Source organism: Stenotrophomonas sp. 220_Sma, assembly GCF_056487375.1.
Map to the genome: position 1 here is coordinate 897,498 of NZ_CM151348.1, position 26,081 is coordinate 923,578.

The window sequence follows — 26,081 nt, forward strand, 5'->3', positions numbered from 1 at the left end:
TACCGGCTCCGGCCGGTACGTCTTCCATCGAGGTAGGTGCCGGCCGTTGGCCGGCACGCAGCAACGGGGAAGCTCAGGCTTCCCCGTTGCTGTTTGAGGAATACAGGAACTGATGATCCACCTGCATTACATCGACGACGCGCTGCTGGTGGCCGAGAAGCCGGCCGGCCTGCTGTCCGTGCCTGGCCGCAGCGCCGAGAACCAGGACTGCGTGGTCGCGCGCCTGCAGGCGCTGTACCCGGATGCACTGACCGTGCACCGCCTGGACCAGGTGACCTCCGGCCTGCTGCTGCATGCGCGCGGCAAGGACATGCAGGTGGCGTTGTCGATGCAGTTCGAGCAGCGCCAGGTTGGCAAGCGTTACGAAGCGATCGTGGAGGGGCTGCTTGAAGGCGATGCCGGCGAAGTGGACCTGCCGTTGATCGTGGACTGGCCGAACCGGCCGAAGCAGATGGTCGACCATGAGCGTGGCAAGCCGGCGTTGACCCGCTGGCGCGTACTGGCCCGTGATGTTGAGGCGAAGCACACCCGGGTGGCGTTGGAGCCGATCACTGGCCGCAGCCATCAGCTGCGCCTGCACATGGCCAGTCTCGGTCATCCCATCGTCGGTGACGTGCTGTACGGTGCAGCACCGGCGCTACGCGTGCACCTGCATGCGCGCAGCCTGCGGTTCACCCATCCAGTGACGGGCGAGGCGCTCGCGTTCGAGTCCGCGACTCCGTTCTAGGGGTTCGGCAGGGCTTGCAGCCCTGCACCTGCAGAATCAACGTCAACGTCAGAAGCGGGCTATCCGTGGGTTGGCGGGACGGTGTCGGAGTGCGGGGACGCCGCAAGTACGTCCCTGTAGGCTTGGCAGCCGCTTGCTCGTGTGCGCTGTCCTGCGCACACGGCAAGACCGGGGTTGGGCGTCCTACCCAACCCGCCCGAGGCATGCCTCGGGCCCATGCGGCTGACACCCCGCACTCCGACACCGTCCCACCTTCGACAGGTTCCCGCGGCTGTTGGTAACTGCGGCTTTGTTTCGCGCGGCTGTTGGTAGGTGTCGACCTTGGTCGACACGATTTTCCTTTCAGATATCGAATGAATCATCCACGCATGGCGTGGATCTACCGTGTCGACCAAGGTCGACACCCACCAGAGCAGTCGACCAAGGTCGACATCTACCAGAGCAATACGCCTTTCCGACAGATCGCAGGAAACTGTCGAAGGCGGGGTGGGTCCGGTTGCGGGGGCGTGAGCCGCATGGGCCCGAGGCATGCCTCGGGCGGGTTGGGTAGGACGCCCAACCCCGGTCTTGCCGTGTGCGCAGGACAGCGCACACGAGCAAGCGGCGACCGAGCTTACATGGACGTACTTGCAGCGCCCCCCTCAACCGGACCCACCCCGCCACCCCTCAGGAAACCAGCTTCTGCTGTTGCTTCGGCCTCTGCGGGTGCAGGGCTGCAAGCCCTGCAGAACAGAACCCCACCCCCTACCAAGGTAGGGCGGCCCGCGCGCCAGCGCCGGACTATCCTCGAACCCATGACTTTGTCTGGGAGGGCTGCGTCATGAACTACGAGGAAACCTACCGTCGCTCGATCGACGAGCCGGAGGCCTTCTGGGGCGAGGAAGCCAAGCGCATCCATTGGCACAAACCGCCGCAGCAGGTGCTCGACTACAGCAACCCGCCGTTCCGGCGCTGGTTCGTCGGTGGTGAAACCAATCTCTGCTACAACGCCGTCGACCGCCACCTGGCCGAGCGCGCCGACCAGCTCGCGCTGGTCGCCATCTCCACCGAAACCAACAGCACCCGCGAAATCACCTATCGCCAGCTGTATCGCGAAGTGAACGACTTCGCCGCCGTGCTCAAGCACCTCGGCGTCGGTCACGGTGACCGCGTGGTGATCTACATGCCGAACATGGCCGAAGCCGTGTTCGCGATGCTGGCCTGCGCGCGCATCGGTGCGGTGCACTCGGTGGTGTTCGGTGGCTTCGCCGCGCACAACCTGGCGCTGCGCATCGACGATGCCAAGCCCAAGCTGCTGATCGCCGCCGATGCCGGCATGCGCGGTGGCAAGCTGATTCCGTACAAGCCGATGGTCGATGCAGCCTGCGCCGAAGCCACGTCGCCACCGCCGCACGTGCTGATCGTGTCGCGTGGGCTGGATGCCGCCGAACCACGCGTGCCGGGCCGCGATGTGGACTACGCCGAGCTGCGTGCGCAGATCGGTGAAGTCGACGTGCCGGTGCAGTGGCTGGAAGCGAGCGAGCCGAGCCATCTGCTGTATACCTCCGGCACCACCGGCAAGCCGAAGGGCGTGCAGCGCGATGTGGGGGGCTATGCGGTGGCGATGGCACAGTCGATGGAAACGGTGTTCGACTGCAGGCCGGGACAGGTGATGTTCTCCACCTCCGACGTCGGCTGGGCGGTCGGCCATTCCTACAACGTGTACGGCCCGCTGATCGGCGGCTGCACCTCGCTGCTCTACGAAGGGCTGCCGACCAACCCGGATCCGGGCATCTGGTGGGCGCTGTGCGAGCAGTACAACGTGCGCACGATGTTCTCGTCGCCCACCGCCATCCGCGTGCTGAAGAAGCACGACGCGGACTTCATCCATCGCCACGACCTGGGCGCGCTGAAGTACCTGTTCCTGGCCGGCGAGCCGCTGGACGAACCGACCGCGCACTGGATCAGCGAAGCGCTCGGCAAGCCGATCATCGACAATTACTGGCAGACCGAAACCGGCTGGCCGGCACTGACCCTGCTGCCGGGCCTGGAGATGAAGCCGGTGCGTTTCGGCTCGCCCGGGTTCCCCAATCTCGGCTACCGGATGAAGGTGATCGACGAGAACACCGGCGAGGAAGTGGCACCGGGGCAGAAGGGCGTGCTGGTGGTGTCGCCGCCGCTGCCGCCGGGCTGCATGAGCACGGTGTGGAACGACGACAGCCGTTTCCTGCAGAGCTACTTCAGCCACTTCAAGGAGCTGCTGTACAGCTCGCTGGACTGGGCGATCCGTGACGACGATGGTTATACCTTCATCCTCGGCCGTACCGACGATGTGATCAACGTGGCCGGGCACCGCCTGGGCACGCGCGAGATCGAGGAGGCCATTTCCAGTCATCCGCGCGTGGCCGAGGCGGCGGTGATCGGGGTCAAGGACGAACTGAAGGGGCAGGTGCCGCTGGTGTTCGTCACCCTCAAGCAGGGGCTGGATGGCGAGGATCCGGCGCCGGTGGTGGCCGAGATGATGGCCACGGTGACCACCTCGCTCGGCGCGGTCGCACGCCCTGCGCATGTGCACGTGGTCAATGCCTTGCCCAAGACCCGCTCTGGCAAGCTGCTGCGGCGCTCGCTGCAGGCGCTGGCCGAACAGCGCGACCCGGGTGACCTGTCGACGCTGGACGACCCCAGCGCGCTGGAGGAGATCCGCCGCGCGCTGGGACGCTGATCCGGCAACCTCGGGAATCATGGGATTGCCGGCCAGCGGCCGGCACTACCCGGAGCACTTGCGCTAAGCTCGGCCTGTCATCGACCTGCAATACACGGTGCGCGCCGGGGAAGGCGCGTGCCGTCCGGGGATGGCACACAGGGGAGCGTGCCCGCCAGGGCGCGCCGGCATTGCGCATCGAGGGAGGGGGAGGCAATGGCTTTGCTGCACGCCAAGACGGCTGCTGGCCGTCAGGAAATCGAAGACCGTGGTCGGCGTCTGCCGGCGGCACTGCGTTCGATCCTGCTGATGGTCGACGGCCATCGCGATGACACTGAATTGCGCGGCCTGTTCGAAGGCCTGCGGGCACCGCCGGATGCACTGGAGCAGTTGGCCGCGCAGGGCCTGATTGAAGTGATCGGCGGAACTGTCGAAACCGCACCGACGCGCAGCATCAGCACCGGCCGTGAACAGGACCCGGCGCTGTACCAGCAGCTGTACGACGCGATGAGTGAGGCCGTGCGTCGGCATCTGGGCCTGAAGGGCTATTTCATGCAGTTGAAGATCGAACGCTGCACCGATGCGCTGGCACTGGAGCGCCTGTGCCCGGAACTGCTGGCGGCGGTGGGCAAGGCGCGTAGCCCGGCATTGGCGCAGCGCTGGTGGCAGGAGACCCAGGCGGCCGTGGTCAATGGCGGCGGCGAGGTCATGCAGGCCTGAGCCACCGCGTAAAGTGATCGGTTCACTTCCCCACAAGGAGTCCCGCGTGCAGGACGACCACGACGACACCGATACCCCCGGCTGGGACGCGATCAATGCGGCGCTGGCGCCGCTGTATGCCGGGCAGGAACCGCGTCACTTCGGCACCGCGCTTCCGTACACTCTCGGTGGCCAGGATCCGCTGGATGGCATCAGCGTGTACTGGGCGGATGCGCCGGTACCGCATTGGCATTACATCACCTACGGCTTCTCCGAGCTGTACGCCAAGGAGAGCAGTGATGCCACCGCCAGTGGCTATGGTTTCGAGCTGACCTTCCGCCTCGCTGCCGACGCCGGTGAGAACGCCGGCAGCACGCCGCCGGTGTGGCCGATGAACCTGCTGCAGAACCTGGCGCGCTATGTGTTCGGCAGTGGCAACGTGTTCGAGGATGGCCACCACCTCAACGCCAACGGCCCGATCGCGTTGGAGACCAACACGCGCTTGTGCCATCTGGCCTTCGTCGCAGATCCGCAGTTGCCCGCACGCGACACCGCCAATGGCCACCTGCAGTTCCTGCAGCTGGTCGGGTTGACCGATGAGGAGATGGAAGCGGTCAAGCGCTGGTCGACGCGCGGCGTGCTGCAGGCGCTGCAACCGGCGATGCCGCTGTGGATCAGCGACCTGCATCGCGGCAACCTGCTGGAGGATCCGGCATTGGCTGCACAGGTGCAGACCGGCAGCGAGCGCGAGGGCTCCAGCACCGGCATGCTGTTCATCGAGACGCTGGACTGGCGCCAGGAGGCGGGCGTCACCACCCTGGTGCTCGGTGCGGGCCAGGTGGCCAGCGTGTGCGAGCTGCTGCCATTGCGCCTGCGCCACGGCAAATCACTGGAACTGGTCAGCCGCGAGCGGCAGTGGGAATTCATTCCGGCCGCGCGCGGTCAAACCGGCGAGGTATCGGCCGACAGCGCGCGCTGGGCGTTGGACGAGACGGGTCTGGAAGCCTTGGCGGGCGTGCGTGCCGAGCGCGGCATCTACCCGGTGGCGGCGGCGCTGCGCATCGAAGTGGTGCCGACCTACCTGCGCGATGCCAAGGGCGAAGTGATCCGCCAGATCGGCTGAGTGTGGCGATTGCACCGATGGGGGCAGAGCCGTCTGCTGTGCAGACGGCTCCGACCCATGGTCTGGCTCAGGCCAGGCCTTCGGCCTTCAGCGCGGCCTGCACGCCGGCATCGGCATCCATGCGCGCCTTGTAGGCGGCCAGGTTGTCCAGGCCGGACAGGTCGACCTTGGTGCCGGCGGCCCAGCGCAGCGTGATGTAGAAGTACGGGTCGGCGAAGCTGCGGAAGCCGGCCAGCCACGGCTTGTCGGCCAGCTGCTTGTCGGCGGTCTCGAACAGGGCGCGCAGGCGCTTGTGCGCGGCGGCGCGGATCGCATCGAACTGGCTCTCGTCGGCAATGAACTTGCCCGGCGCGAACAGCGGCGAGAAGGCCGGATGCACATCGGAATTGACGAAGGCCAGCCAGCGGGTGGCTTCGGCGCGCTGGCGCGGGCTGCCGTCGCCGCCGAGGCAGGCCTGCGGGAAGCTGTCGGCGATATAGCCCATGATCGCGGCGTTCTGCAGCAGCACGAAGTCGCCGTCGACCAGTGCGGGGACGGCACCGGCCGGATTGATCTTGAGGAATTCCGGGCCCTTCAGGGTGTCCTTGTTCAGCAGTTCAACCTCGAACGGCTTGCCGGTCCACTGCAGGGCGATGTGGTCGGCGGTGGAACAGGCACCGGGCTTGCTGTACAGCTTCATGGGAACTCCAGGTGATGCGGGCGGGAAACGCCCACTATCCCAGAGCTTGCCAGCGGGCGGCAACGCTGCCGCCAGCACGGATCGTTACGACTGCCGCGGCTTGAGGTTCTGCACCTTATAGAAGGTGTGATCGCCGATGGTGGCCACCTGGTAGGCATTGCGCCAGTTCGGGCTGGCAATGGACAGCGCGGCGAAGTGGCTGGCACCGGGCACGATCTCGCGGCGCTCGCCGGCCGGCAGCGCCCAGTTGCGCTCGGCGTCGAAGGCCACGTTCATCGCCTCGCTCCAGGCCGCATCATTGCCCAGCTGGGTGCCGGGCGAGACGATGGTCGGTGCGAACTGCTTGCGCGCGGTGACCACCTGGCACATGGAGTCGCCCCACAGGCCACTGTCGAGGCGGCGCAGGGCGACCTCGGCGACGGCCTGCTGGCCACGCAGGGTCTGGTCGCGGGCTTCCAGGTAAACGGTGGTGCTCAAACACAATGAATCAGCGGCCGGCTGAGGCAACAACTGCGACAGCCAGAGAATCCAGGCCAGTTTCATATAACTCCTTGCTCCGTGTGGGCCGCACCCTCCGGTTCCGGCCGCAGGGGCGACAGGAGGCGGGGCACGACTTGGCGTCATGGGGAGGCGGCCATCGGGGCCGCCCCGTGGGCAGCCCCAAAAGAAACGATCAGTACCGATCGAGGGGGCTGCGCCGGCTCACCGGAAACTGGCTGGTGAGCGGAAAGATGGCGCAAGGTAGGGGGGCATAGCCGAACGCATCGTGAACCGTCCGGCTTGACATTCAGGTTCGGCAGGGGTGACGGAAATCACATTCCGCCCCCCATTCAGGCACCCATCAGAGCGCGGCGGCGACCCGGCTGCCCTGGTCGATGGCCCGCTTCGCATCCAGTTCGGCGGCCACATCGGCACCCCCGATCAGCTGCGCGTTGATGCCGGCAGCCTGCAGTTCGGCCTGCAATGCACGGTTCGGCTCCTGCCCGGCGCAGATCACCACATGGTCGACCGGCAGCAGCTGTTCGCTGCCTTCCACGCGGATGCGCAGGCCTTCGTCATCGACGCCCAGGTACTCGACGCCACCGAGCATGCGCACGCCCTTGGCCTTCAGTGTGGCGCGGTGGATCCAGCCGGTGGTCTTGCCCAGTCGCGCGCCGGGCTTGCCCGGGCTGCGCTGCAGCAGCCAGAGCCGACGCGGTGACGCCTCGACCTCGGGCCGGCCCAGCGAGCCGCGGGCCTCGAAGGTGCTGTCCACGCCCCATTCGGCCATCCAGCGTTGCGGGTCGAGGGAGGGCGACTCACCGGCGTGGCTGAGGAACTCGCCGACATCGAAGCCAATGCCGCCGGCGCCGATGATCGCCGCATTGGTGCCCACTTCAACCCGGCCCAGCAGCACGTCCAGGTAGCTGACCACCTTGGCGTGGTCGGCGCCGGGGAAGTCGACCTTGCGCGGGGTGATGCCGGTGGCCAGCACCACCTCGTCGAAGCCGGCCAGGGTGGCGGCATCGGCACGGGTACTGAGGCGCAACTGCACGCCGGTTTCGGCCAGCGTGTGGCGGAAGTAGCGCAGAGTCTCGTGGAACTCTTCCTTGCCGGGGATGCGCTTGGCCACGTTGAACTGGCCGCCGATCTCCTCGTTGGCATCGAACAGGGTGACCTGGTGGCCGCGCTGGGCAGCGACGGTGGCACACGCCAGGCCTGCCGGGCCAGCACCGACCACGGCAACTTTCTTCGGCGTGGCGGTGGGGCGATAGACCAGCTCGGTCTCGTGGGCGGCGCGCGGATTGACCAGGCAACTGGCCAGCTTGTTCTCGAACACGTGGTCCAGGCAGGCCTGGTTGCAGGCGATGCAGGTGTTGATCGCCTCGGCGCGGCCGGCACGGGCCTTGTTGGGCCATTGCGGGTCGGCCAGCAGCGGACGCGCCAGCGACACCATGTCGGCACCGCCGCTGGCAAGGATGCGCTCGGCGACGTCGGGCATGTTGATGCGGTTGGTCGCCACCAGCGGCACCTTCACATGCGGCTTGAGCTTGGCGGTGACCCCGGCGAAGGCGGCGCGCGGCACCGAGGTGGCAATGGTCGGAATACGGGCTTCGTGCCAGCCGATGCCGGAATTGATGATCGTCGCGCCGGCGGCCTCGATGGCCTGCGCCTGCTGCACGATCTCCTCCCAGTTGCTGCCGTCTTCCACCAGGTCCACCAGCGACAGGCGGTAGATGATGATGAAGTCCGGGCCACAGGCCTCGCGGATGCGGCGCACGATCTCGACCGCGAAGCGCATGCGCTGGTTGGCATCGCCGCCCCAGCGGTCGGTGCGCTTGTTGGTGCGCGGGGCGATGAACTCGTTGATGAGGTAGCCCTCCGAGCCCATCACTTCCACACCGTCGTAGCCAGCCTCGCGGGCCAGCTTCGCGCTGCGTGCGTAGTCGGCGATATGCCGCTCGACGCCGCTGGCCGACAACGCACGCGGGGTGAACGGGTTGATCGGTGCCTTCAGCTTCGAGGGCGCCACCGACAGAGGGTGGTAGGCATAGCGGCCGGCATGCAGCAGCTGCAGGCAGATCTTCGCGCCGTGCTGGTGCGCGGCGGCGGTGAGCTGACGGTGCGGGCGTACTTCCCAGGGCCAGGACAGCTTGCCGCCGAACGGCTTCAGCCAGCCGACCACGTTCGGCGCGAAGCCACCGGTGACGATCAGGCCGACACCGCCCTCGGCGCGTTCGGCGAAGTAGGCCGCCAGCCGCGGGAAGTCGCGGGCGCGATCCTCCAGGCCGGTGTGCATCGAGCCCATCAATACGCGGTTGCGCAGCTGGGTGAAGCCCAGGTCCAGCGGGGCGAACAGATGGGGGTAGGCGCTTTCGTTGGCTGGCGACATTGTCGATACGCTTGCGTACGGAAGCGCGAAGCGTGCCGCGAAACGGCGGCCGGGGCAAGGGCCGGCCTTTGGGTAGTGCCGGCCGCTGGCCGGGTACGCTCGGCACATGCGTGCTGTCGCTCCCGCAATTCGCTGCGCGAACCGCGGGCCCCACTTACCGGCCTCCACGCCCCCGCGCCTGCGGCGCTGCCCCGAACTCCGGGGGGAGTGCCGGCCGCTGGCCGGGTACGCTCAGCACATGCGTGCTGTCGCTCCCGCAATTCGCTGCGCGAACCGCGGGCCCCACTTACCGGCCTCCACGCCCCCGCGCCTGCGGCGCCCCCCCGAACTCCGGGGGGTAGTGCCGGCCGCTGGCCGGGTACGCTCGGCACATGCGTGCTGTCGCTCCCGCAATTCGCTGCGCGAACCGCGGGCCCCACTTACCGGCCTCCACGCCCCCGCGCCTGCGGCGCTCCCCCCGAACTCCGGGGGGTAGTGCCGGCCGCTGGCCGGCATCCTGGGCAGATCAGGGGGCTTGCGGCTGCCGGTCAGCGGCCGGCACTACCGGGGTGCGACCGATCCCGAACCAGCCCAGCGTGACACCACACAGCGGACCGATCAGCAGGGCGAAGGCGAGGGTGCCGAGCCCAACATTGCCGCCCAGCCACCAGCCCAGCAGCAATACGCTGCCTTCGATCAGGCTGCGCACTTTCCAGATCGGCCAGCCGGTGCGGGCATGCAGGCCGGTCATCAGGCCGTCGCGCGGGCCAGGGCCAAGCCTGGCGCCGATGTACAGGCCGGTGGCCAGCGCGACCAGCAGCATGCCGGCGCAGAACATCGCCAGCTGCCAGCCAAGGCCGACGGCCGGCGGCAGCAGCCATAGTCCGAACTGCGCGGAGGGGCCGATCAGCATCACGTTGAGCACGGTGCCGACACCCGGCTTCTGCCGCAGCGGCCACCACAGCAGCAACACCAGTGCGCCGATGACATTGGTCGCCAGGCCGAACGACAGCGGCGTCTGCGCGGCGATGCCCTGCGACAGCACGTCCCAGGGCGCCACGCCGATGGCCGCACGGATCATCAGCGAGGCGCCGAAGCCGTACAGGAACAGGCCGGTGATCAGTTGCAGCAGGCGCAAGGGCAGGGCGGTCGGCATGGCGGTCTCGGGGGAAGGTAATCTGTTTCCACCGTAATCCCGATTCAGTCACTTCCATAGATACAGATGCCAGCCAATTCGCTGCCACAGGCGGGATCTGCTCCGTTCTGTAGAGTCGAGCTTGCTCGACTGCTCCTGATGAATCAGTCGAGCAAGCTCGACTCTACGCCCAGGCCGCGGAGCCGGGCATGGGCTCGGCTTTACAGCGGCGTTCCAGCCTGGCTCAGTCGCCCCAGCCTGCCAGCGCCAGTTTGCCCACCGTGCGTCCGCTGGCCAGGCGCTGATGCGCGATGTCCAGATTTGCCGCATTGATCGGGCCCAGGCTTTCACTGAGGGTGCCGCGCAGCTGGCCGGCATCGATCATGCTGGCCGTGCGGCTGAGGATGCGGTGCTGCTCGATGCAGTCGGCAGTGGCAAAGCGCGAGCGCGCGAACATGAACTCCCAGTGGATGCCGATGCACTTGGCTTTGTAGGGATCGCCGATGCGCAGCGGCCCACGCGGCTCGACGATCAGGCCCACATGTCCCTGCGGCGCCAGCAGCAGGCCCAGTTCGTCCCAGTAGTGATCGGTGTCGGCCAGGTTGAGTGCGACCTGCACCGTGTCGATGCCCAGCGCCTGCAGCTGGGCCTGAAGTGGTTGCCGGTGGTCGATCACGTGCCGGGCACCCATCTGCCGGCACCAGTCGGCCGAGGCCTCGCGCGACGCCGTGGCGATCACCTCGAAACCCGCATGGCGGGCCAGCTGGATTGCCATCGAGCCGACCCCGCCCGCACCGCCGATCACCAGCAGGTGCTGGCCGGCGTGGCGGCGATCGTCCAGCCGCAGCGGCATGCGCTCGAACAGCAGCTCCCAGGCGGTGAGCGTGGTCAGCGGCAGCGCTGCGGCTTCAGCGAAATCCAGCGTGGTTGGCTTGCGCGCGACCAGGCGTTCATCCACCCAGTGGTACTGCGCATTGCAGCCGGGGCGGGTGACATCGCCTGCGTAATAAACCTCGTCACCGGAGGCAAACAGGCTCGCCTCGTCGCCGATTGCCTCGACCACGCCGGCAGCGTCCCAACCCAGCACGCGGGGTGCCTGGAGCGTGGCCGGATCCGTGCTGGCACGCTGCTTGCCATCGACGGGGTTGACTGAAACCGCCTCGACCCGGACCAGCAGGTCACGGCCCCGGGGAGGCAGCGGCGGAGGCAGGTGGATATCGCACAGGGCAGGGGCGGATTCACGACTCAGGGCGACGGCTTTCATCACGGCTCCGGCTGGGTTCGTGGCTCCATCATAAGGTTCCTCACGTTTCCGCAGACGCGCTGAACCGTTTGATGCAGCGCGCCGCGCAATATGTCGTTTTCCCCGCCTAAACCCCGTCAAACCCTTGCAGCGTGAGGGTCTTGCGGATTTTCATCATCCTGTATAGGGTTTCAACGTCGGACCGGCGGACGGTCGGGCGCAACACTTCACATGTTACGGGACTGTTAACATGGCCTTCACCCGCCTGAGCATAATGTTCGCGGCGGTGGCGTGCTGAATCGGCTGTCGTACATCGACGCACTTGTGCTGGCCCATGCCTCTACCGGTTTCATACCCCCGAAATAGGAGCTGTACTCAATGAACAAGAAGATCCTTACTGCCGCGCTGCTGGGCGGCCTGGCTTTTGCCCAGGCAGCTTCGGCGCAGGAGTTCGATGACCGCTGGTACCTGACCGGTTCGGCCGGCTTCAACTTCCAGGACAGCGACCGTCTGACCAATGACGCTCCGTTCGTGACCCTGGGCCTGGGCAAGTTCATCAGCCCGAACTGGTCGCTGGACGGTGAGCTGAACTATCAGAACCCGAACTTCGATTCGAACAAGGACCTGAACTGGTCGCAGTACGGCGTCTCGCTGGACCTGCGTCGCCACTTCATCAAGGAAGGCCGCGGCTGGAACCCGTACATCGTCGGTGGCCTGGGCTACCAGAAGTCGGAAGAAGAGTACCCGGCGCTGAATGCCAACGGTCCGCGCCAGCGTAAGGACGGCAACGTTGCCGCCAAGCTGGGCGTCGGCCTGCAGACCACCTTCGAAAAGCGCGTTGCTGTCCGCGCCGAAGTGGCCTACCGCGCTGACTTCGACGACCAGAGCGTTGCCGCTCCGAAGGAAGACTGGTTCGGTGACGTGCTGGCTTCGGTCGGCGTCGTGATCCCGCTGGGCCCGGCTCCGGTCGCGGCTGCTCCGGCTCCGGCTCCGGTTGCCCCGAGCTGCGCCGACCTGGATGACGACGGTGACGGCGTCAACAACTGCGACGACAAGTGCCCGAACTCGCAGCCGGGTCAGACCATCGGTCCGGACGGTTGCCCGGTGCCGGTCTCCATCGACCTGAAGGGCGTCAACTTCGACTTCGACAAGTCGAACCTGCGTCCGGACGCCGTGGCGATCCTGAGCGAAGCCACCGAGATCCTGAAGCGTTACCCGGATCTGCGCGTTGAAGTTGCCGGTCACACCGACTCGAAGGGTACCGACGCTTACAACCAGAAGCTGTCGGAGCGTCGCGCTACCGCCGTGTACAACTACCTGACCAAGAACGGCGTTGACGCCGGTCGCCTGGTCGGCCCGATCGGCTACGGCGAGAGCCGTCCGATTGCTCCGAACACCAACCCGGATGGTTCGGACAACCCGGAAGGTCGCGCCAAGAACCGTCGTACCGAGCTGAACGTCCAGAACTAAGTTCTGACGATCTGCCAGTAGGACACAGCAGGACCCGGCTTCGGCCGGGTCTTGTTGTTTCTGCGGCCCGGAATCCGCGTGTCCGTCGGTCCGGGAACAACCGTTCGTCGGGTTTTTATCCGTAAAACCAATGAGTTGCCGTATTCATTGAAAGTGGCGCTTGAAAGCTGTCGCGGCATTGCTAAACTCGCCGCGTCACTTCCTTTCCTGGATGCCCTTCATGCTGCGCTCTGCATCGGCCGCCTTCCTGGCGCTGGCCCTGGTTCCCGCCGCCCACGCTGCGGTCGATTGCTCGGTCAACACCAGCGCCTCGCCGCTGCCGTTGCCGGCCACGACCATCGCGCCGGTGGCCGACGAGCTCTACATCCGTGGCAACCAGTTGGGCATGCCGGCCGGCGTGCTGAGCAGCAACTACGATCCGTCGCAGTCGCTGGACCAGGTGCTGCAGCGCCTGCGCATCGATGGTTGCCAGAACATCGCCAAGGCCATTCCGAGCGCCCCGGCAGTGAAGCCGAACGATCCGGCGGCCTACAAGCCGCAGACCGAATTCGACAACACGCCCTGGCGCTTCGACATGAGCCAGAACGGCAAGCGCATGACCGCCGAAGAGTTCGACGCCTGGATGAAGGCGCGTGGCGTGCGTGTGGTCAAGGCGCGTCCGGCTCCGGCCGCCACTCCGGCCCCGGCCGAAGCACCGGCTGAGACCAAGCCGGTCGACAAGAAGTAAGCACCGCGGGGAGCAGAGGCTTGCGCACGCGCCGCCCACCTGCCGCCCCCGCCGCCCGCTCCCACGCACCGCGTGGGCGTGCGACTCCCGCTGCCACAGCCGCCGGTGTCCGTCATGGCCTGGCGCGCGTGCTGTCCAAGGCCGGTGTGTGTTCGCGCAGCGAGGCCGCGCGCTGGATCGCCGATGGCCGCGTGCGCGTCTCCGGCCGCATCGTGCGGGATCCCGAATTCCCGATTGGGCAGCCGGCGCCGCCGATCGAGGTCGATGGCCAGCCGATGGGCGCGCCGCAGCGCCTGTACCTGATGCTCAACAAACCGCGTGGGGTGGTGACCACCGTGCAGGATGAGCGTGGCCGCGATACCGTGTACCGCTGCTTCGATGGTGCCGGCCTGCCGTGGATCGCGCCGGTCGGGCGCCTGGACAAGGCCAGTGAAGGGTTGTTGCTGTTCAGCAACGATCCGCAGTGGGCGGCGCACCTGACCGACCCGCAGACCGGGCCGGACAAGACCTACCACGTGCAGGTCGACCGCCTGCCCGATGACGCCACGCTGGCGGCCCTGCAGGCCGGCGTGGACGACGAGGGCGAGTTCCTCGTCGCCCAGGCTGTGCGCGTGCTGCGCAGCGGCGATAAGACCGCGTGGCTGGAGGTGGTCCTCGACGAGGGCCGCAACCGCCACATCCGCCGCCTGTTTGCGGCCTTCGACCTGCAGGTGCTGCGCCTGGTCCGGGTTGCGATCGGCGGGCTGCAGCTCGGCGATCTCGGCAAGGGCCAGTGGCGGGTGCTGGAGGTCAGTGACCAGCAGCGGCTGGGGGCCGCTGCACCGGGCTGATCATCGCCCGCGGCCGGCGGTTGCCGGCCACCGTTCCAGGCGTAGGGGGCGTCTGGCTGCTGAATTTCCCGAACGGAGCCTGCCCATGTACCACCCGACCCTCAACCAAACCCTGCGCTGCGCAGGCCTGCTGCTGCCGATGGTGCTGCTGACCGCCTGTGGTGGCCACAAGAAGGTGGCCAAGGCGGAAATGCCGGCCGAGACCCCGGTGGTGGAAGTGAAGACCCCGGAGCTGGATGGTCGCGGCAGCTACCGCTTCCTGATGAGCAACGGCGACAAGAAGATGACCGCCGATGAGTTCGATGCCTGGATGAAGGCCAATGGCATCCGCGTTGCCAAGGGTAACGGCCAGGATGCTGCCGCCAAGCCGGTGGTGGTGGCCAGCAAGGACGAGCCGAAGGGCAAGAAGAAAAAGAAGTGATGCCGGGAAGGTGCCGACCTCGGTCGGCACGCCCTCACGCCCGGTAGGTGCCGACCTTGGTCGGCACGCTTTGGCCGGTGGGGATCAACCCTTGATCACGCCCAGCTCGACACCGATGCGGGTGAACGCATCGATCGCGCGGTCCAGATGCTCGCGACTGTGCGCGGCGCTGATCTGGGTGCGGATGCGCGCCTGGCCCTTGGGCACCACCGGGAAGAAGAAGCCGATCGCGTAGATGCCTTCTTCCAGCAGGCGCTCGGCGAACTTCTGCGCCAGCGGTGCGTCGTACAGCATCACCGGGCTGATCGGGTGTACGCCCGGCTTCACGTCGAAACCGGCAGCGACCATCTTTTCGCGGAAGTAGCGGGTGTTTTCCACCAGGGTGTCGCGCAGATCGTCAGCGGCGGCCAGCATCTCGAACGCTTTGATGCCGGCGGCCACCACATGCGGCGGCAGCGAGTTGGAGAACAGGTACGGGCGCGAACGCTGGCGAAGCAGCTCGATCACCTCGGCGCTGGCGCAGGTGAAGCCGCCCAGTGCACCGCCCATGGCCTTGCCCAGGGTGCCGGTGATGATGTCGATCTTTTCCAGCACGCCCTTCACTTCGGCCGAGCCGCGGCCGGTGGCACCGAGGAAGCCGGTAGCGTGGCATTCGTCGATGTGCACCAGCGCGTTGTACTTCTTCGCCAGCGCGGTGATCTCGTCCAGCGGCGCAATGAAGCCGTCCATCGAGAACACGCCGTCGGTGGTGATCAGCTTGGTCTTGCAGCCGGCGGCGTCGGCGGCCTGCAGCTGGGCTTCCAGGTCGGCCATGTCGCAGTTGGCATAGCGGAAGCGCTTGGCCTTGCACAGGCGCACGCCGTCAATGATCGAGGCGTGGTTCAGCGCATCGGAAATGATCGCGTCGTTCTCGCCGAGCAGCGGCTCGAACAGGCCGCCGTTGGCATCGAAGCAGGCCGCGTACAGGATGGTGTCCTGCTTGCCGAAGAAGTCGGCGATCTGCTTCTCCAGCTGCTTGTGCAGGTCCTGGGTGCCGCAGATGAAGCGCACCGAGGCCATGCCGAAGCCGTGGGTATCCAGCGCATCCTTGGCGGCCTGGATCAGGTCCGGATGGTCGGCCAGGCCCAGGTAGTTGTTGGCACAGAAGTTCAGCACCGTGCGGCCGTCCTCGAGGGTGATCTCGGCCGACTGCGGGCTGGTGATGATCCGCTCGGACTTGAACAGGCCCTGGGCGCGGATGGCGTCCAGTTCCTCGGCGTAGTGGCGGGTCAGGGCGGAGGAGGCGTCGGTCATGGCGTGGGCACGGCTCTGAACGGGGAAGCCGCTGATTCTACCGGGCATCACCGCTTGCCGACCGGCCCGGATGGGGGCATCGCCACGGCCGGCACATGTTGCATCGCAATAGCAAACTGGTTAAAAATTCGTGAACCGGAGCTGTCCCGCTCCGGCCGCTACGCCCGCTCCCCGCCTTCCACGCCACCGCCCCCACCGGAGACGCTCATGAAGCACGCCCGTGCCTGCCTCGCCATTGCCGCTGCCCTGACCCTGGCCGCCCCGTTCGCCGCCAGCGCCCAGGAAAACGAATCGCCGTACAGCTGGAACGTCACCGCTGTTTCCGATTACCTGTTCCGTGGTGTGTCGCAGACCGACGAGGATCCGACCCTGCAGGCCGGTTTCACCTACACCAGCCCGGTTGGCCTGTATGCCGGCGTTTGGGGTTCGGGCGTGGACTTCGGTGCAGGTGATCCGAAGACCGAGGTCGACTACCTGATCGGCTACGGCGTGGACGTCACCGAGCGCGTCAACGTCGACGTGCTGCTGAACCGCTACACCTACCTGAAGTCCAGCCACCAGAACTACAACGAGCTGATCACCACCACCACGCTGGATGACACCTACAAGCTGACGGTGGCCTACACCAACGATGTATGGAACAGCAGCACCGATGGCTGGTACTTCGGCCTGGGTGGCAGCTGGGGCCTGCCGAAGGACTTCACCCTGAATGCCAATGTCGGCCGCAGCACGTTTGAAGACGGCATCGCCAAGGATTACACCGACTGGAATGTCGGCGTTGAGCGCCAGTTCGGGATGGCCAAGGTCGGCCTGGGTTACTACGGCACCGACGGCAACGGCCGCGACAACTCCGGCAAGCTGGCCCACAGCCGCGTGATGCTGAGCGTCGCGATCGGTAACTGATGCGCCTTCGCTGATGTCCACGAAAAAGGCGCCCAATGGGCGCCTTTTTCAATTTCAGCCGCATGCCTTACCCCGGCTGGGGGAGAGCCCCCTTGTTGTTCAAGGGGGCGCGCCGACGGCGCGGGGATAAGGAAACCTGCGGGGGAATTGACCCGAAGGGTCAATTCCAGCTCAACACAACCTTGCCGGCCTTGCCTTCTTCCATCAGGTCGAAGCCCTTCTGGAAGTCGTCGATCGGCAGCTGGTGGGTCATCACCTTGCCGAGCGGGAAGCCGGACAGCACCAGCTGGGTCATCTTGTACCAGGTCTCGTACATCTTGCGGCCGTAGATGCCCTGCACGGTCAGGCCCTTGAAGATGATCTTGTCCCAGTCGCAGCCGGCGCCCTTGGGCATGATGCCGAGCATGGCGATCTTGCCGCCGTGGTACATGCAGTCGAGCATGTCGTTGAACGCGCGCGGGTTGCCGCTCATTTCCAGGCCCACGTCGAAGCCCTCCATGTGCAGTTCCTTCATCACGTCCTTCAGCGACTGGTTGGCCACGTTGACCACGCGGGTGGCACCCATGTCGGCGGCCAGCTTCAGGCGGAAGTCGTTGACGTCGGTCACCACCACGTTGCGCGCACCGATGTGCTTGCAGATGCCGGCGGCGATGATGCCGATCGGGCCGGCACCGGTGATCAGAACGTCTTCACCGATCACGTTGAACTCCAGCGCGCAATGCGCGGCGTTGCCGTACGGATCGAAGAACGCGGCCAGCTCGGACGGAATCTGGTCCGGGATCGGCCACAGGTTGCTGGCCGGCATCACCATGTACTCGGCGAAGGCGCCGTTGACGTTGACGCCGATGCCGACGGTGTTCGGGCACAGGTGCGGGCGGCCGCCACGGCAGTTGCGGCAGTGGCCGCAGACGATGTGGCCTTCGGCCGAGACGCGCTGGCCGATTTCATAGCCGGTCACGGCCGAGCCGAGTGCGGCGACGCGACCGACGAATTCGTGGCCGATGGTCAGGCCCGGCTTGATGGTGCGCTGGCTCCACTCGTCCCACAGGTAGATGTGCAGGTCGGTGCCGCAGATCGCGGTCTTCTCGAGCTTGATCAGGACCTCGTTCGGGCCCGGGGTCGGAACCGGAACTTCTTCCAGCCAGATGCCCTTGGCCGCTTCGCGCTTGACCAGGGCCTTCATCGTTTGCTGCGCCATCGGGGTGGAACTCATCAGGGGGAAAGCGCGGATTATAGGGTGCCGCGCGGATTTCCCATGTTGCGCTGCGGGTGCAGTGGCGGAACGAAAGGCGTGCGCCGGCGGGCGTTTCGAACGTGCTGCGAACAGCAGCGCCTCCCTGGTTCGGGGGAGGGTGACCACGCCCCCTCTGGACGATTTCCGTGTGCGCGGCCCACGTGCGCGTGGCAGAGCAAGAAGCAGGCCCATGACTTCCGGGGTTCGGGCCGGGGCAGGGCGGCGGGCTACAATCGAAGGTTCCACTACCAGGGGCCGCTCCATGCGCTCGAACCTGCTTGCATTCTCCATCGTCGCCAGCCTTGGGCTGGCCCAGGTCGCTCATGCCGCTGAAGGCATGTGGGTGCCGCAGCAGCTGCCGGAAATCGCCGGCCCGCTGCAGAAGGCCGGCCTGAAATTGTCCCCGGAACAGCTGGCCAACCTGACCGGCGACCCGATGGGCGCGGTCGTCGCCCTCGGCGGCTGCACCGCCAGCTTCGTCTCGCCGCAGGGCCTGGTGGTCACCAACCACCACTGCGCTTATGGCGCCATCCAGCTGAATTCGACCGCGCAGAAGAACCTGATCAAGGACGGCTTCAACGCGCCGACCCTGAAGGACGAACTGAGCGCCGGCCCGAACGCCCGCGTGTTCGTGCTCGACCAGATCACCGACGTCACCGCCCAGGCCAAGGCCGCCATTGCTGGCGCCGGCAACGATCCGCTGGCCCGCAGCCGCGCGCTGGACGCCTTCGACAAGGCCCAGGTCGCCGCCTGTGAAGCCGATGCCGGCTTCCGCTGCCGCCTGTACAGCTTCTCCGGCGGCAACACCTACCGCCTGTTCCGCAACATGGAAATCAAGGACGTGCGCCTGGTCTACGCGCCCCCGGGCAGCGTCGGCAAGTTCGGCGGCGACGTCGACAACTGGATGTGGCCGCGCCACACCGGCGACTTCTCGTTCTACCGCGCCTATGTGGGCAAGGACGGCAAGCCGGCCGCCTTCGCCGCCGACAACGTGCCGTACCAGCCCAAGCACTTCCTGAAGTTCGCCGACCAGCCGCTGGGCGCCGACGACTTCGTGATGGTGGCCGGCTACCCGGGCCGCACCAACCGCTATGCACTGGCCGGTGAGTTCAACGAAACCGCCAGCTTCACCTACCCGACCATCGCCAAGCACTACAACGCGGTGCTGAAGATGATCGCCGATGCCGGCAAGGCCGACGCCGACGTCAAGGTGAAGTACGCCGCGACCGCCGCCAGCATGAACAACGTGGCCAAGAACTACCTGGGCCAGCTGGAAGGCTTCAAGCGCATCGACGCCGCCGGCCAGAAGCAGGCTGAAGAAGCCGCCGTGCTGGCCTGGCTGAAGAAGCAGGGTGCTGCCGGCAAGCCGGCCCTGGCCGCCCACGCGCAGCTGCTCAAGCATCTGGATACCAGCAAGTCGACCCGCGAACGCGACCTGTTCGTCGGCCAGTTCAACAACACCTCGGCCGTTGGCGCAGCGATCACCCTGTACCGCCTGTCGATCGAACGCAGCAAGCCGGATGCCGAGCGCGAGGCCGGTTACCAGGAACGCGACCTGACCACCATCGAAGGTGGCCTGAAGCAGATGGACCGTCGCTACGTGGCAAAGATGGACCAGCAGCTGCAGACCTACTGGCTGGACCAGTACGTGGCCCTGCCGGCCGCGCAGCGCGACAACGAAGTGCTGAACAAGTGGCTGGCCGGCAGCGATGCCGCTGCGGTCAAGTCGCTGGTGAACAAGCTGGGCGGCACCGAGCTGGGCAGCCTGGACAATCGCCTGAAGTGGTTCAAGGCCGACCGTGCCGCGTTTGAAGCCAGCAGCGATCCGGCCATCCAGTACGCCGTGGCCGTCATGCCGGCACTGCTGAAGCAGGAAGAGCAGAAGAAGATCCGCGAAGGCGAATCACTGACCGCCCGCCCGCTGTACCTGCAGGCCGTGGCCGACTACAAGAAGAGCCAGGGCGAGTTCGTCTATCCGGATGCCAACCTGTCGCTGCGCATCACCTTCGGCAACGTCATGGGCTATGGCAAGGACGGCGTGAAGTACACCCCGTTCACCACCCTGGAAGGCGTGGCGGCGAAGGAAACCGGTGAAGATCCGTTCGATTCGCCGAAGGCGCTGCTCGATGCGGTCAAGGCCAAGCGTTACGGCGGCCTGGAAGACAAGCGCATTGGTTCGGTGCCGGTGAACTTCCTGTCCAACCTGGACATCACCGGCGGCAACTCCGGTTCGCCGGTGCTGGATGCCAACGGCAAGCTGGTCGGCCTGGCCTTCGATGGCAACTGGGAATCGGTCAGCTCCAACTGGGTGTTCGACCCGGTGATGACCCGCATGATCGCCGTCGACAGCCGCTACATGCAGTGGATCATGCAGGAAGTGGCGCCGGCGCCGCAGCTGCTGAAGGAACTGAACCTGGTCAAGTAAGGTTCGCGGTTCCGGGCGGTCCATCCACGCATGGCGTGGATCTACTGCCTGTACCGAGGGTAGTGCCGGCCGCTGGCCGGCAACCTCGACCAGATAGCCGGAGTTTCCGAAACCCCGCGACCCACGTCGCGGGGTTTTTTCATGCCCGGCCCGGCCCGGTGCGCCGAACAGGTATCATCCCTGTTCCGCGTACTTCACAGGATGTGAACGAAACGCGGAAACCTCCTCCCCCCAGGACCCCTTGCACGCATGCGCATCCTGCTTGCCCGCCACGGCGAAACGCCGTGGAACGCCGAAGGCCGCTACCAGGGCCAGATCGATATTCCGCTTTCGCCGATCGGTGAAGCCCAGGCCCAGGCACTGGGTGCCCGCCTGGCCTCGGTGGACATCACCCGTGCCGTCGCCTCGCCGCTGTCGCGCGCGCAGCGCACCGCGCAGCTGGCGCTTGGCGCCGCGCGTGCCGACATGCTGCTGACCGAGCCGGAGCTGCAGGAAATCGCCCACGGTGAGTGGGAAGGCCTGCTCGCCAGCGAGATCAACGAAAAGGATCCGTCGCGCCTGCAGGCCTGGCGCGAGGAGCCCGATACCGTGCTGATGCCCGGTGGCGAATCGCTGCGGCTGGTGCTGGAACGCAGCTGGCGTGGTCTGGCCCGTGCCACCGAAGGCCTCGGCGAGCACGACACCCTGCTGGTGGTTGCGCACGATGCGGTCAACCGCGTGATCCTGTGCAAGGTGCTGGGCCTGCCGATTTCCCGCCTGTGGACCTTCCGCCAGGCGCCGACCACGCTCAACCTGCTCGAAGGCGCCGACCTGGACAGCCTGGAAGTGGTGCGCCTGAACGACTGCGCCCACCACACGCCGTTCTTCGGCGAAGCCAAGCACCGCGCACTCTGACCCGCCACACCGAACCACCTGTACCTGCTGGAAGCACTGCCGTGACGAACACCCCGACCACCCTGGCCGATTGGCTGGATTACATTGAACGCCAGCACCCGGCGACCATCGACATGGGCCTGGAGCGCGTGCGCGCCGTGGCCACGGCGATGGGTCTTGGCGCGCCGGCCGGGCGCACCATCGTGGTCGGTGGCACCAACGGCAAAGGCTCCACCGTGGCCTTCATCGAGGCCATCGGCCGTGCTGCCGGTTGGAAGGTGGGTGCCTACACCTCGCCGCACCTGCTGCGCTACAACGAGCGCGTGCGCATCGATGGCCAGGATGTCGACGATGCGGCGCTGGTTGCTGCGTTCAATGCCGTCGAAGCGGCACGCGGCGACACCACGCTGACCTATTTCGAGTACGGCACGCTCGCTGCTTTGCAGCTGTTCGCCGACGCCGGGCTGGACCTGGCGGTGCTGGAAGTGGGCCTGGGCGGCCGCCTGGATGCGGTCAACATCGTCGACGCCGACGTGGCGGTGATCACCACCGTGGACATCGACCATGCCGAGTGGCTGGGCGAGGACCGCGAAGCGATCGGCGCCGAGAAGGCCGGCATCATCCGTGGCTGGAAGCCGGTGATCCTGGGCGAGACCGATCCGCCGTCCAGCGTGCTGGCGCGTGCCTATCTGGTCGGTGCCAACGCGATCCGCGGCGGCAGCGATTACTTCTACGAGCCGATCGACGCCCAGCGCTGGCGCTGGCGCGACGTCGGCCTGCGCATGGAGCTGCCGACCCCGGCGCTGGCCGGCCCGATCCAGCTGGCCAATGCCGGTGCTGCCATCGCCGCCCTGCGCGCGCTGGACAAGCCGGTGCCGCGTGCGGCGTGGGCCGCGGGTATCGCAGCAGCGCGAATCTCCGGCCGCATGCAGGCATTCGAGCGCGACGGCGTGCAGATCCGCGTGGACGTGGGCCACAACCCGCAGGCGGCGGGCCAGCTGGCGCGTGCGCTGAAGGCCGAAGTGTCAGCCGGCCGCACCCTGGCGGTGTACGCCGCGTTGCAGGACAAGGACGCGGCGGGTGTGGTGCAGGCCCTGCAGGACGTGGTGGGCGAGTGGACCCTGGCCGGGCTGGACGGTCCGCGTGGGCAGAGCGCCGCTCAGCTGCAGGCACGCCTGAGCGGTACGGTGGCGGCCAAGGCACCGCTGGCCGATAGCGTCGAACAGGCGCTGGCGCAGGTGCTGGCCCAGGCTGAGCGGGGTGACCGGGTGCTGGTGTTCGGCTCCTTCCATACCGCCGCTGCGGCCCTGCAGTGGCTGCAGGGCGACGCCTGATCCGCGTTCAGCCAACGCCGACGCCGGCCGGTCCGGCACCCGTATAATCGACGGCAATCTCCGGACAGTTGCCTGCCTCACGTGGATACGCCTCTGAAACAGCGTCTGATTGGTGCCATCGTGCTGGTGGCACTGGCCGTGATTTTCCTGCCGATGCTGGTCAAGGGACCCGCACCCGACAGCGGTGTCGCCAATGTGCCGATCGCCGCGCCGGATGCGCCGGCCGATGGCCAGTTCGAAACCCGTGAGCTGCCTCTGGTCGCCCCGGCCGGTGGCGCCACCGGCCTGCAGACCGGGCAGGCCAAGCCGCTGCAGGAGGCTGCCACGCCGGCTACGCCGCCGACCGTGGACACCTCGCCGGCAGTCGCCGCCGGCAACTATGCGGTCACCTTCGGTGCCTACGGCAGCAAGGCCGACGCCGATGCGGTGATCGCCTACCTGAAGCGCTCGCAGCTGCCGGGCTTCGCCGAAACGGCCACCATCAACGGCCGCCAGGCATGGCGCGTGCGCGTTGGACCTTACGCCGACCGTGCCCAGGCCGAAGCGGCCCGCCTGCAGGCGGTGAAGATCCGTGCGGATGTGAAGGCCGAAGTGATCACCCTGGACGCGGCGGCCGGCAGCAGTGCCCCGGTTGCGGCCACCCCGGCACCGGCTGCGCCGAGCGCCAGCACCCCGTCCGCAGCTGTTGCGCCCTCGGCCAGCGGCAACCCGGTCCGCAGCGAAAGCCTGCCGCCGAGCACGCCAACGGCGACCGCGCCGCCGGCCGCCAAGCCGGAACCGCCGAAGCCGGCGCCGAAGCCCGAACCGAAGCCGGAGGCCACCGCCAGCAAGCCGGCGACGGCGCCGACCACACCGGCAGCACCGGCTGCCAGCGGCGTCGGCTTTGCCGTGCAGCTGGGCGCGTTCGGTCAGGCCAACGATGCCAATGCCCTGCGCGACAAGGTTCGTGCCGCTGGCTTCAGCGCTTTCGTCGAGCAGGTGCGCACGGACAAGGGAACCCTGCATCGCGTCCGCGTCGGGCCGGTGGCCAACCGCGCTGACGCCGAGCAGCTGAAGGCGCAGGTCGCCGCCAAGGTCGGCGTGGCCGGCATGGTCCGACCGCACCCATGACCCACGCGCAGCCCCGTTGCCAGCGCCGCCGAAGGAGCGGGGCGCCATGATCGACGTGGTGCTGCTGATCGTGATCGCCGCCTCGACCCTGCTGGGGATGCTGCGCGGCTTCGTCGGAATCGTCATCGGCACTCTGTCGTGGCTGCTGGCCGCGTGGGCGGCCTTCGCCTTCGGTAATGACGCGGCCCACTGGTGGGCCGCGCCGGCGGCCCCCGGAGGCGAGCACTTCGTCGGTGGCTACCTGGGGGTCGGCATCGGCGTGATGATCGTGGTCGCGGTGATCGGCATGGTCATCAAGGCCCTGGTCCACCGCAGCATGCTGACCAGCCTGGACCGCCTGCTGGGCGGGGTGCTGGGCGCGGTGCGAGGCGGCCTGATCGCCGCGGTCCTGCTGCTGCTGGGCAGCTTCACCCCGCTGACCGCCGAACCCTCGTGGCAGCGCTCGGCGGTGCGTCCGTTGCTGAACCCGACCGTGGCCTGGATGAACAGCAAACTGCCGCACTGGGAGGTTCCCGGGGCCGATCTGCTGCCCAAGGCCTTGCCGACCGACGCGCTGTCCCCATCTGCATTGATGGAATTGGGGAAGAACGCAGGCGCCGGGTTGGGAAAGCCGGGCGCGGCAGGCGATAATGGCATCCTCAACCAGGTAGTGGCAGGCAGCGGATGGCTGCGGCCTGCGAAAGCGGAACAGGGCGATTCCTACGATCCGGCCGAAGTGCGCCCGGACGCTCCTGCACTGCCGGACAGTATCGAGCCGGGCGATCCGGCCAACGTCGACCGCGCGCGCGGCGACCACCGCGGCCAGGTACGGCCACCTTCCTTGTAACTGGGCACAGCCCAGCGGAGACCTCGCACCATGTGTGGCATCGTCGGAATCGTCGGCAACCAGAACGTCGCCGGGCAGTTGTATGACGGCTTGACCGTTCTCCAGCACCGTGGCCAGGATGCGGCGGGCATCGCCACCGCCAGCGGCAGCCGCCTGCGCGTGCAGAAGGCCACCGGCCTGGTCCGCGATGTGTTCGATGCCCGCACCATGTCCACCCTGGAAGGCAGCGTCGGCATCGCCCATGTGCGCTACCCGACCGCCGGTTCGGAAGGCATGGACGAGGCACAGCCCTTCTACGTCAATTCGCCGTACGGCATCGCGCTGGCCCACAACGGCAACCTGATCAACACCGAAGCGCTGCGCCAGCAGGTGTTCGAACAGGACCGCCGCAACGTCAACACCGATTCGGACAGCGAAGTGCTGCTGAACGTGTTCGCCTATGAACTGGAGCAGCAGCGCCAGCTCAGCCCGGAAGCCGCGATCCGCGCGGTGGCCGGCGTGCACCGCCGCTGCAAGGGCGGCTATGCGGTGGTCAGCGTGGTGCTGGGCCTGGGCCTGGTCGCCTTCCGCGACCCGCATGGCATCCGGCCGCTGGTACTGGGCAAGCGCAGCCACGCCGAAGGTGACGAGTACATCGTCGCCTCCGAGTCGGCCGCGCTGGACGTGCTGGGCTTCCAGCGCGTGCGCGACGTGCAGCCGGGCGAAGCGCTGGTGATCACCGCGCGTGGCGAGCTGTTCTCGGAAATCTGCGCCGAGCCGGCCGAGCACACCCCGTGCATCTTCGAATACGTGTACTTCGCGCGCCCGGATTCGATGATCGACAACGTCTCGGTGCACAAGGCGCGCATGCGCATGGGCATCAAGCTGGGCGAGAAGATCCTGCGCCTGCGCCCGGACCACGACATCGACACCATCATCCCGATCCCGGATACCTCGCGCGATGCCGCGCTGGAGATCTCCAACGTGCTCGGGGTGAAGTACCGCGAAGGCTTCATCAAGAACCGCTACATCGGCCGCACCTTCATCATGCCGGGCCAGGGCGAACGCGTGAAGTCGGTGCGCCGCAAGCTCAACCCGATCCACCTGGAGTTCCGCAACCGCGTGGTGCTGCTGGTGGACGATTCGATCGTGCGCGGCACCACCAGCCAGCAGATCGTGCAGATGGCCCGTGATGCGGGCGCGCGCAAGGTCTACCTGGCCAGCGCGGCACCGCCGGTGCGCTACCCGAACATCTACGGCATCGACATGCCGGCGGCCGAAGAGCTGGTCGCGCACAACCGCACCGTGGAAGAGATCGAAGCCCACCTGGGCTGCGACTGGCTGATCTACCAGGACCTGGAAGACATGGAAGCGGCGGTGAGCGAGGGCAACCCGGCGCTGCGCAACTTCGATTCGTCCTGCTTCAACGGCCACTACCCGACGGGTATCGAGCCGGGCTACTTCGAGCGCATCCAGCAGCTGCGTTCGGACGACGCCAAGCACAAGCGCCGCGCCTGAG

Annotated in this window: 22 protein-coding genes; 15 read left to right on the top strand and 7 right to left on the bottom strand. The window is 67.1% G+C overall.

The features are described from left to right. Positions 1 to 112 precede the first annotated feature (112 nt). The 4 genes from ACZLIB_RS04245 (at position 113) to ACZLIB_RS04260 (ending at position 5,229) form a co-directional block, all read left to right on the top strand. Positions 113 to 727: an RluA family pseudouridine synthase gene (locus ACZLIB_RS04245; RefSeq protein WP_478469229.1), complete on the top strand. Its 615-nt coding sequence runs from the start codon at positions 113 to 115 to the stop codon at positions 725 to 727. A gap of 820 nt (positions 728 to 1,547) precedes the next feature. Then, entirely contained in the window at positions 1,548 to 3,428 is a 1,881-nt protein-coding gene (prpE, locus tag ACZLIB_RS04250) for a propionate--CoA ligase (protein WP_478469230.1), read from the top strand. Between the two features lie 195 nt (positions 3,429 to 3,623). Then, entirely contained in the window at positions 3,624 to 4,127 is a 504-nt protein-coding gene (locus ACZLIB_RS04255; protein WP_478469232.1) for a hypothetical protein, read from the top strand. Positions 4,128 to 4,173: 46 nt separating this feature from the next. Continuing rightward, complete coding sequence (locus ACZLIB_RS04260) at positions 4,174 to 5,229, top strand: suppressor of fused domain protein (RefSeq protein WP_049400976.1); 1,056 nt, start codon at positions 4,174 to 4,176, stop codon at positions 5,227 to 5,229. A 67-nt stretch (positions 5,230 to 5,296) separates the two neighbouring features. On the opposite strand, the gene ACZLIB_RS04265 is transcribed toward ACZLIB_RS04260, so the two are convergent. From ACZLIB_RS04265 to ACZLIB_RS04285, 5 genes are all read right to left on the bottom strand, one after another. Beyond that, positions 5,297 to 5,908, bottom strand: a complete 612-nt coding sequence (locus tag ACZLIB_RS04265) for a glutathione S-transferase N-terminal domain-containing protein (protein ID WP_478469233.1) — start codon at positions 5,906 to 5,908, stop codon at positions 5,297 to 5,299. An 84-nt stretch (positions 5,909 to 5,992) separates the two neighbouring features. After that, positions 5,993 to 6,451 carry a cell wall hydrolase gene (locus ACZLIB_RS04270; RefSeq protein ID WP_004154513.1) on the bottom strand — a complete coding sequence of 153 codons (459 nt, stop codon included), beginning with the start codon at positions 6,449 to 6,451 and terminating at the stop codon, positions 5,993 to 5,995. 298 nt (positions 6,452 to 6,749) lie between these two features. Next, entirely contained in the window at positions 6,750 to 8,780 is a 2,031-nt protein-coding gene (locus tag ACZLIB_RS04275) for an FAD-dependent oxidoreductase (protein ID WP_478469234.1), read from the bottom strand. Between the two features lie 505 nt (positions 8,781 to 9,285). Further along, positions 9,286 to 9,915 (bottom strand): membrane protein YczE, encoded by a 630-nt coding sequence (gene yczE / locus ACZLIB_RS04280; protein WP_164081423.1) that lies wholly within the window; start codon positions 9,913 to 9,915, stop codon positions 9,286 to 9,288. 223 nt (positions 9,916 to 10,138) lie between these two features. Beyond that, entirely contained in the window at positions 10,139 to 11,158 is a 1,020-nt protein-coding gene (locus tag ACZLIB_RS04285) for a zinc-binding alcohol dehydrogenase family protein (protein ID WP_071229155.1), read from the bottom strand. 357 nt (positions 11,159 to 11,515) lie between these two features. Here ACZLIB_RS04285 and ACZLIB_RS04290 point away from each other — a divergent pair, with 357 nt between their 5' ends. The 4 genes from ACZLIB_RS04290 to ACZLIB_RS04305 all read left to right on the top strand — a co-directional run bounded on the left by ACZLIB_RS04290 (position 11,516) and on the right by ACZLIB_RS04305 (position 14,585). After that, the gene (locus tag ACZLIB_RS04290) at positions 11,516 to 12,607 is read left to right on the top strand and encodes an OmpA family protein (RefSeq protein WP_010483958.1); all 1,092 of its coding nucleotides are present in this window, start codon (positions 11,516 to 11,518) and stop codon (positions 12,605 to 12,607) included. A gap of 220 nt (positions 12,608 to 12,827) precedes the next feature. Then, complete coding sequence (locus ACZLIB_RS04295) at positions 12,828 to 13,334, top strand: hypothetical protein (RefSeq protein WP_010483956.1); 507 nt, start codon at positions 12,828 to 12,830, stop codon at positions 13,332 to 13,334. Between the two features lie 20 nt (positions 13,335 to 13,354). Beyond that, complete coding sequence (locus ACZLIB_RS04300; protein ID WP_478469236.1) at positions 13,355 to 14,164, top strand: pseudouridine synthase; 810 nt, start codon at positions 13,355 to 13,357, stop codon at positions 14,162 to 14,164. A gap of 85 nt (positions 14,165 to 14,249) precedes the next feature. Beyond that, on the top strand, positions 14,250 to 14,585 hold the full coding sequence (locus ACZLIB_RS04305) for a hypothetical protein (RefSeq protein ID WP_049463434.1): 336 nt from the start codon (positions 14,250 to 14,252) through the stop codon (positions 14,583 to 14,585). Positions 14,586 to 14,669: 84 nt separating this feature from the next. Here the strand turns inward: ACZLIB_RS04305 and kbl are convergent, their stop codons facing one another. Further along, positions 14,670 to 15,878, bottom strand: a complete 1,209-nt coding sequence (gene kbl, locus ACZLIB_RS04310; RefSeq protein ID WP_032129062.1) for a glycine C-acetyltransferase — start codon at positions 15,876 to 15,878, stop codon at positions 14,670 to 14,672. A 207-nt stretch (positions 15,879 to 16,085) separates the two neighbouring features. Here kbl and ACZLIB_RS04315 point away from each other — a divergent pair, with 207 nt between their 5' ends. Then, positions 16,086 to 16,781, top strand: coding sequence for a TorF family putative porin (locus ACZLIB_RS04315; RefSeq protein WP_032129063.1), 696 nt, complete (start codon positions 16,086 to 16,088; stop codon positions 16,779 to 16,781). 160 nt (positions 16,782 to 16,941) lie between these two features. Here ACZLIB_RS04315 and tdh read toward each other — a convergent pair whose 3' ends face one another. After that, a complete protein-coding gene (gene tdh, locus ACZLIB_RS04320; RefSeq protein WP_010483949.1) occupies positions 16,942 to 17,964 on the bottom strand; it encodes an L-threonine 3-dehydrogenase in 1,023 nt (340 codons plus the stop codon). 313 nt (positions 17,965 to 18,277) lie between these two features. On the opposite strand from tdh, the gene ACZLIB_RS04325 reads away from it, so the two are divergent. The 6 genes from ACZLIB_RS04325 to purF all read left to right on the top strand — a co-directional run bounded on the left by ACZLIB_RS04325 (position 18,278) and on the right by purF (position 26,080). Continuing rightward, a complete protein-coding gene (locus ACZLIB_RS04325) occupies positions 18,278 to 20,440 on the top strand; it encodes a S46 family peptidase (RefSeq protein ID WP_049400929.1) in 2,163 nt (720 codons plus the stop codon). Positions 20,441 to 20,689: 249 nt separating this feature from the next. Next, positions 20,690 to 21,334 carry a histidine phosphatase family protein gene (locus ACZLIB_RS04330; RefSeq protein WP_010483945.1) on the top strand — a complete coding sequence of 215 codons (645 nt, stop codon included), beginning with the start codon at positions 20,690 to 20,692 and terminating at the stop codon, positions 21,332 to 21,334. Positions 21,335 to 21,375: 41 nt separating this feature from the next. Further along, positions 21,376 to 22,647, top strand: a complete 1,272-nt coding sequence (gene folC, locus ACZLIB_RS04335; protein WP_049400928.1) for a bifunctional tetrahydrofolate synthase/dihydrofolate synthase — start codon at positions 21,376 to 21,378, stop codon at positions 22,645 to 22,647. Between the two features lie 81 nt (positions 22,648 to 22,728). Then, entirely contained in the window at positions 22,729 to 23,757 is a 1,029-nt protein-coding gene (locus tag ACZLIB_RS04340; RefSeq protein ID WP_049400927.1) for an SPOR domain-containing protein, read from the top strand. A gap of 46 nt (positions 23,758 to 23,803) precedes the next feature. Further along, the gene (locus tag ACZLIB_RS04345; protein ID WP_049400926.1) at positions 23,804 to 24,583 is read left to right on the top strand and encodes a CvpA family protein; all 780 of its coding nucleotides are present in this window, start codon (positions 23,804 to 23,806) and stop codon (positions 24,581 to 24,583) included. 30 nt (positions 24,584 to 24,613) lie between these two features. After that, complete coding sequence (gene purF, locus ACZLIB_RS04350; protein ID WP_032129068.1) at positions 24,614 to 26,080, top strand: amidophosphoribosyltransferase; 1,467 nt, start codon at positions 24,614 to 24,616, stop codon at positions 26,078 to 26,080. Position 26,081 lies beyond the last annotated feature (1 nt).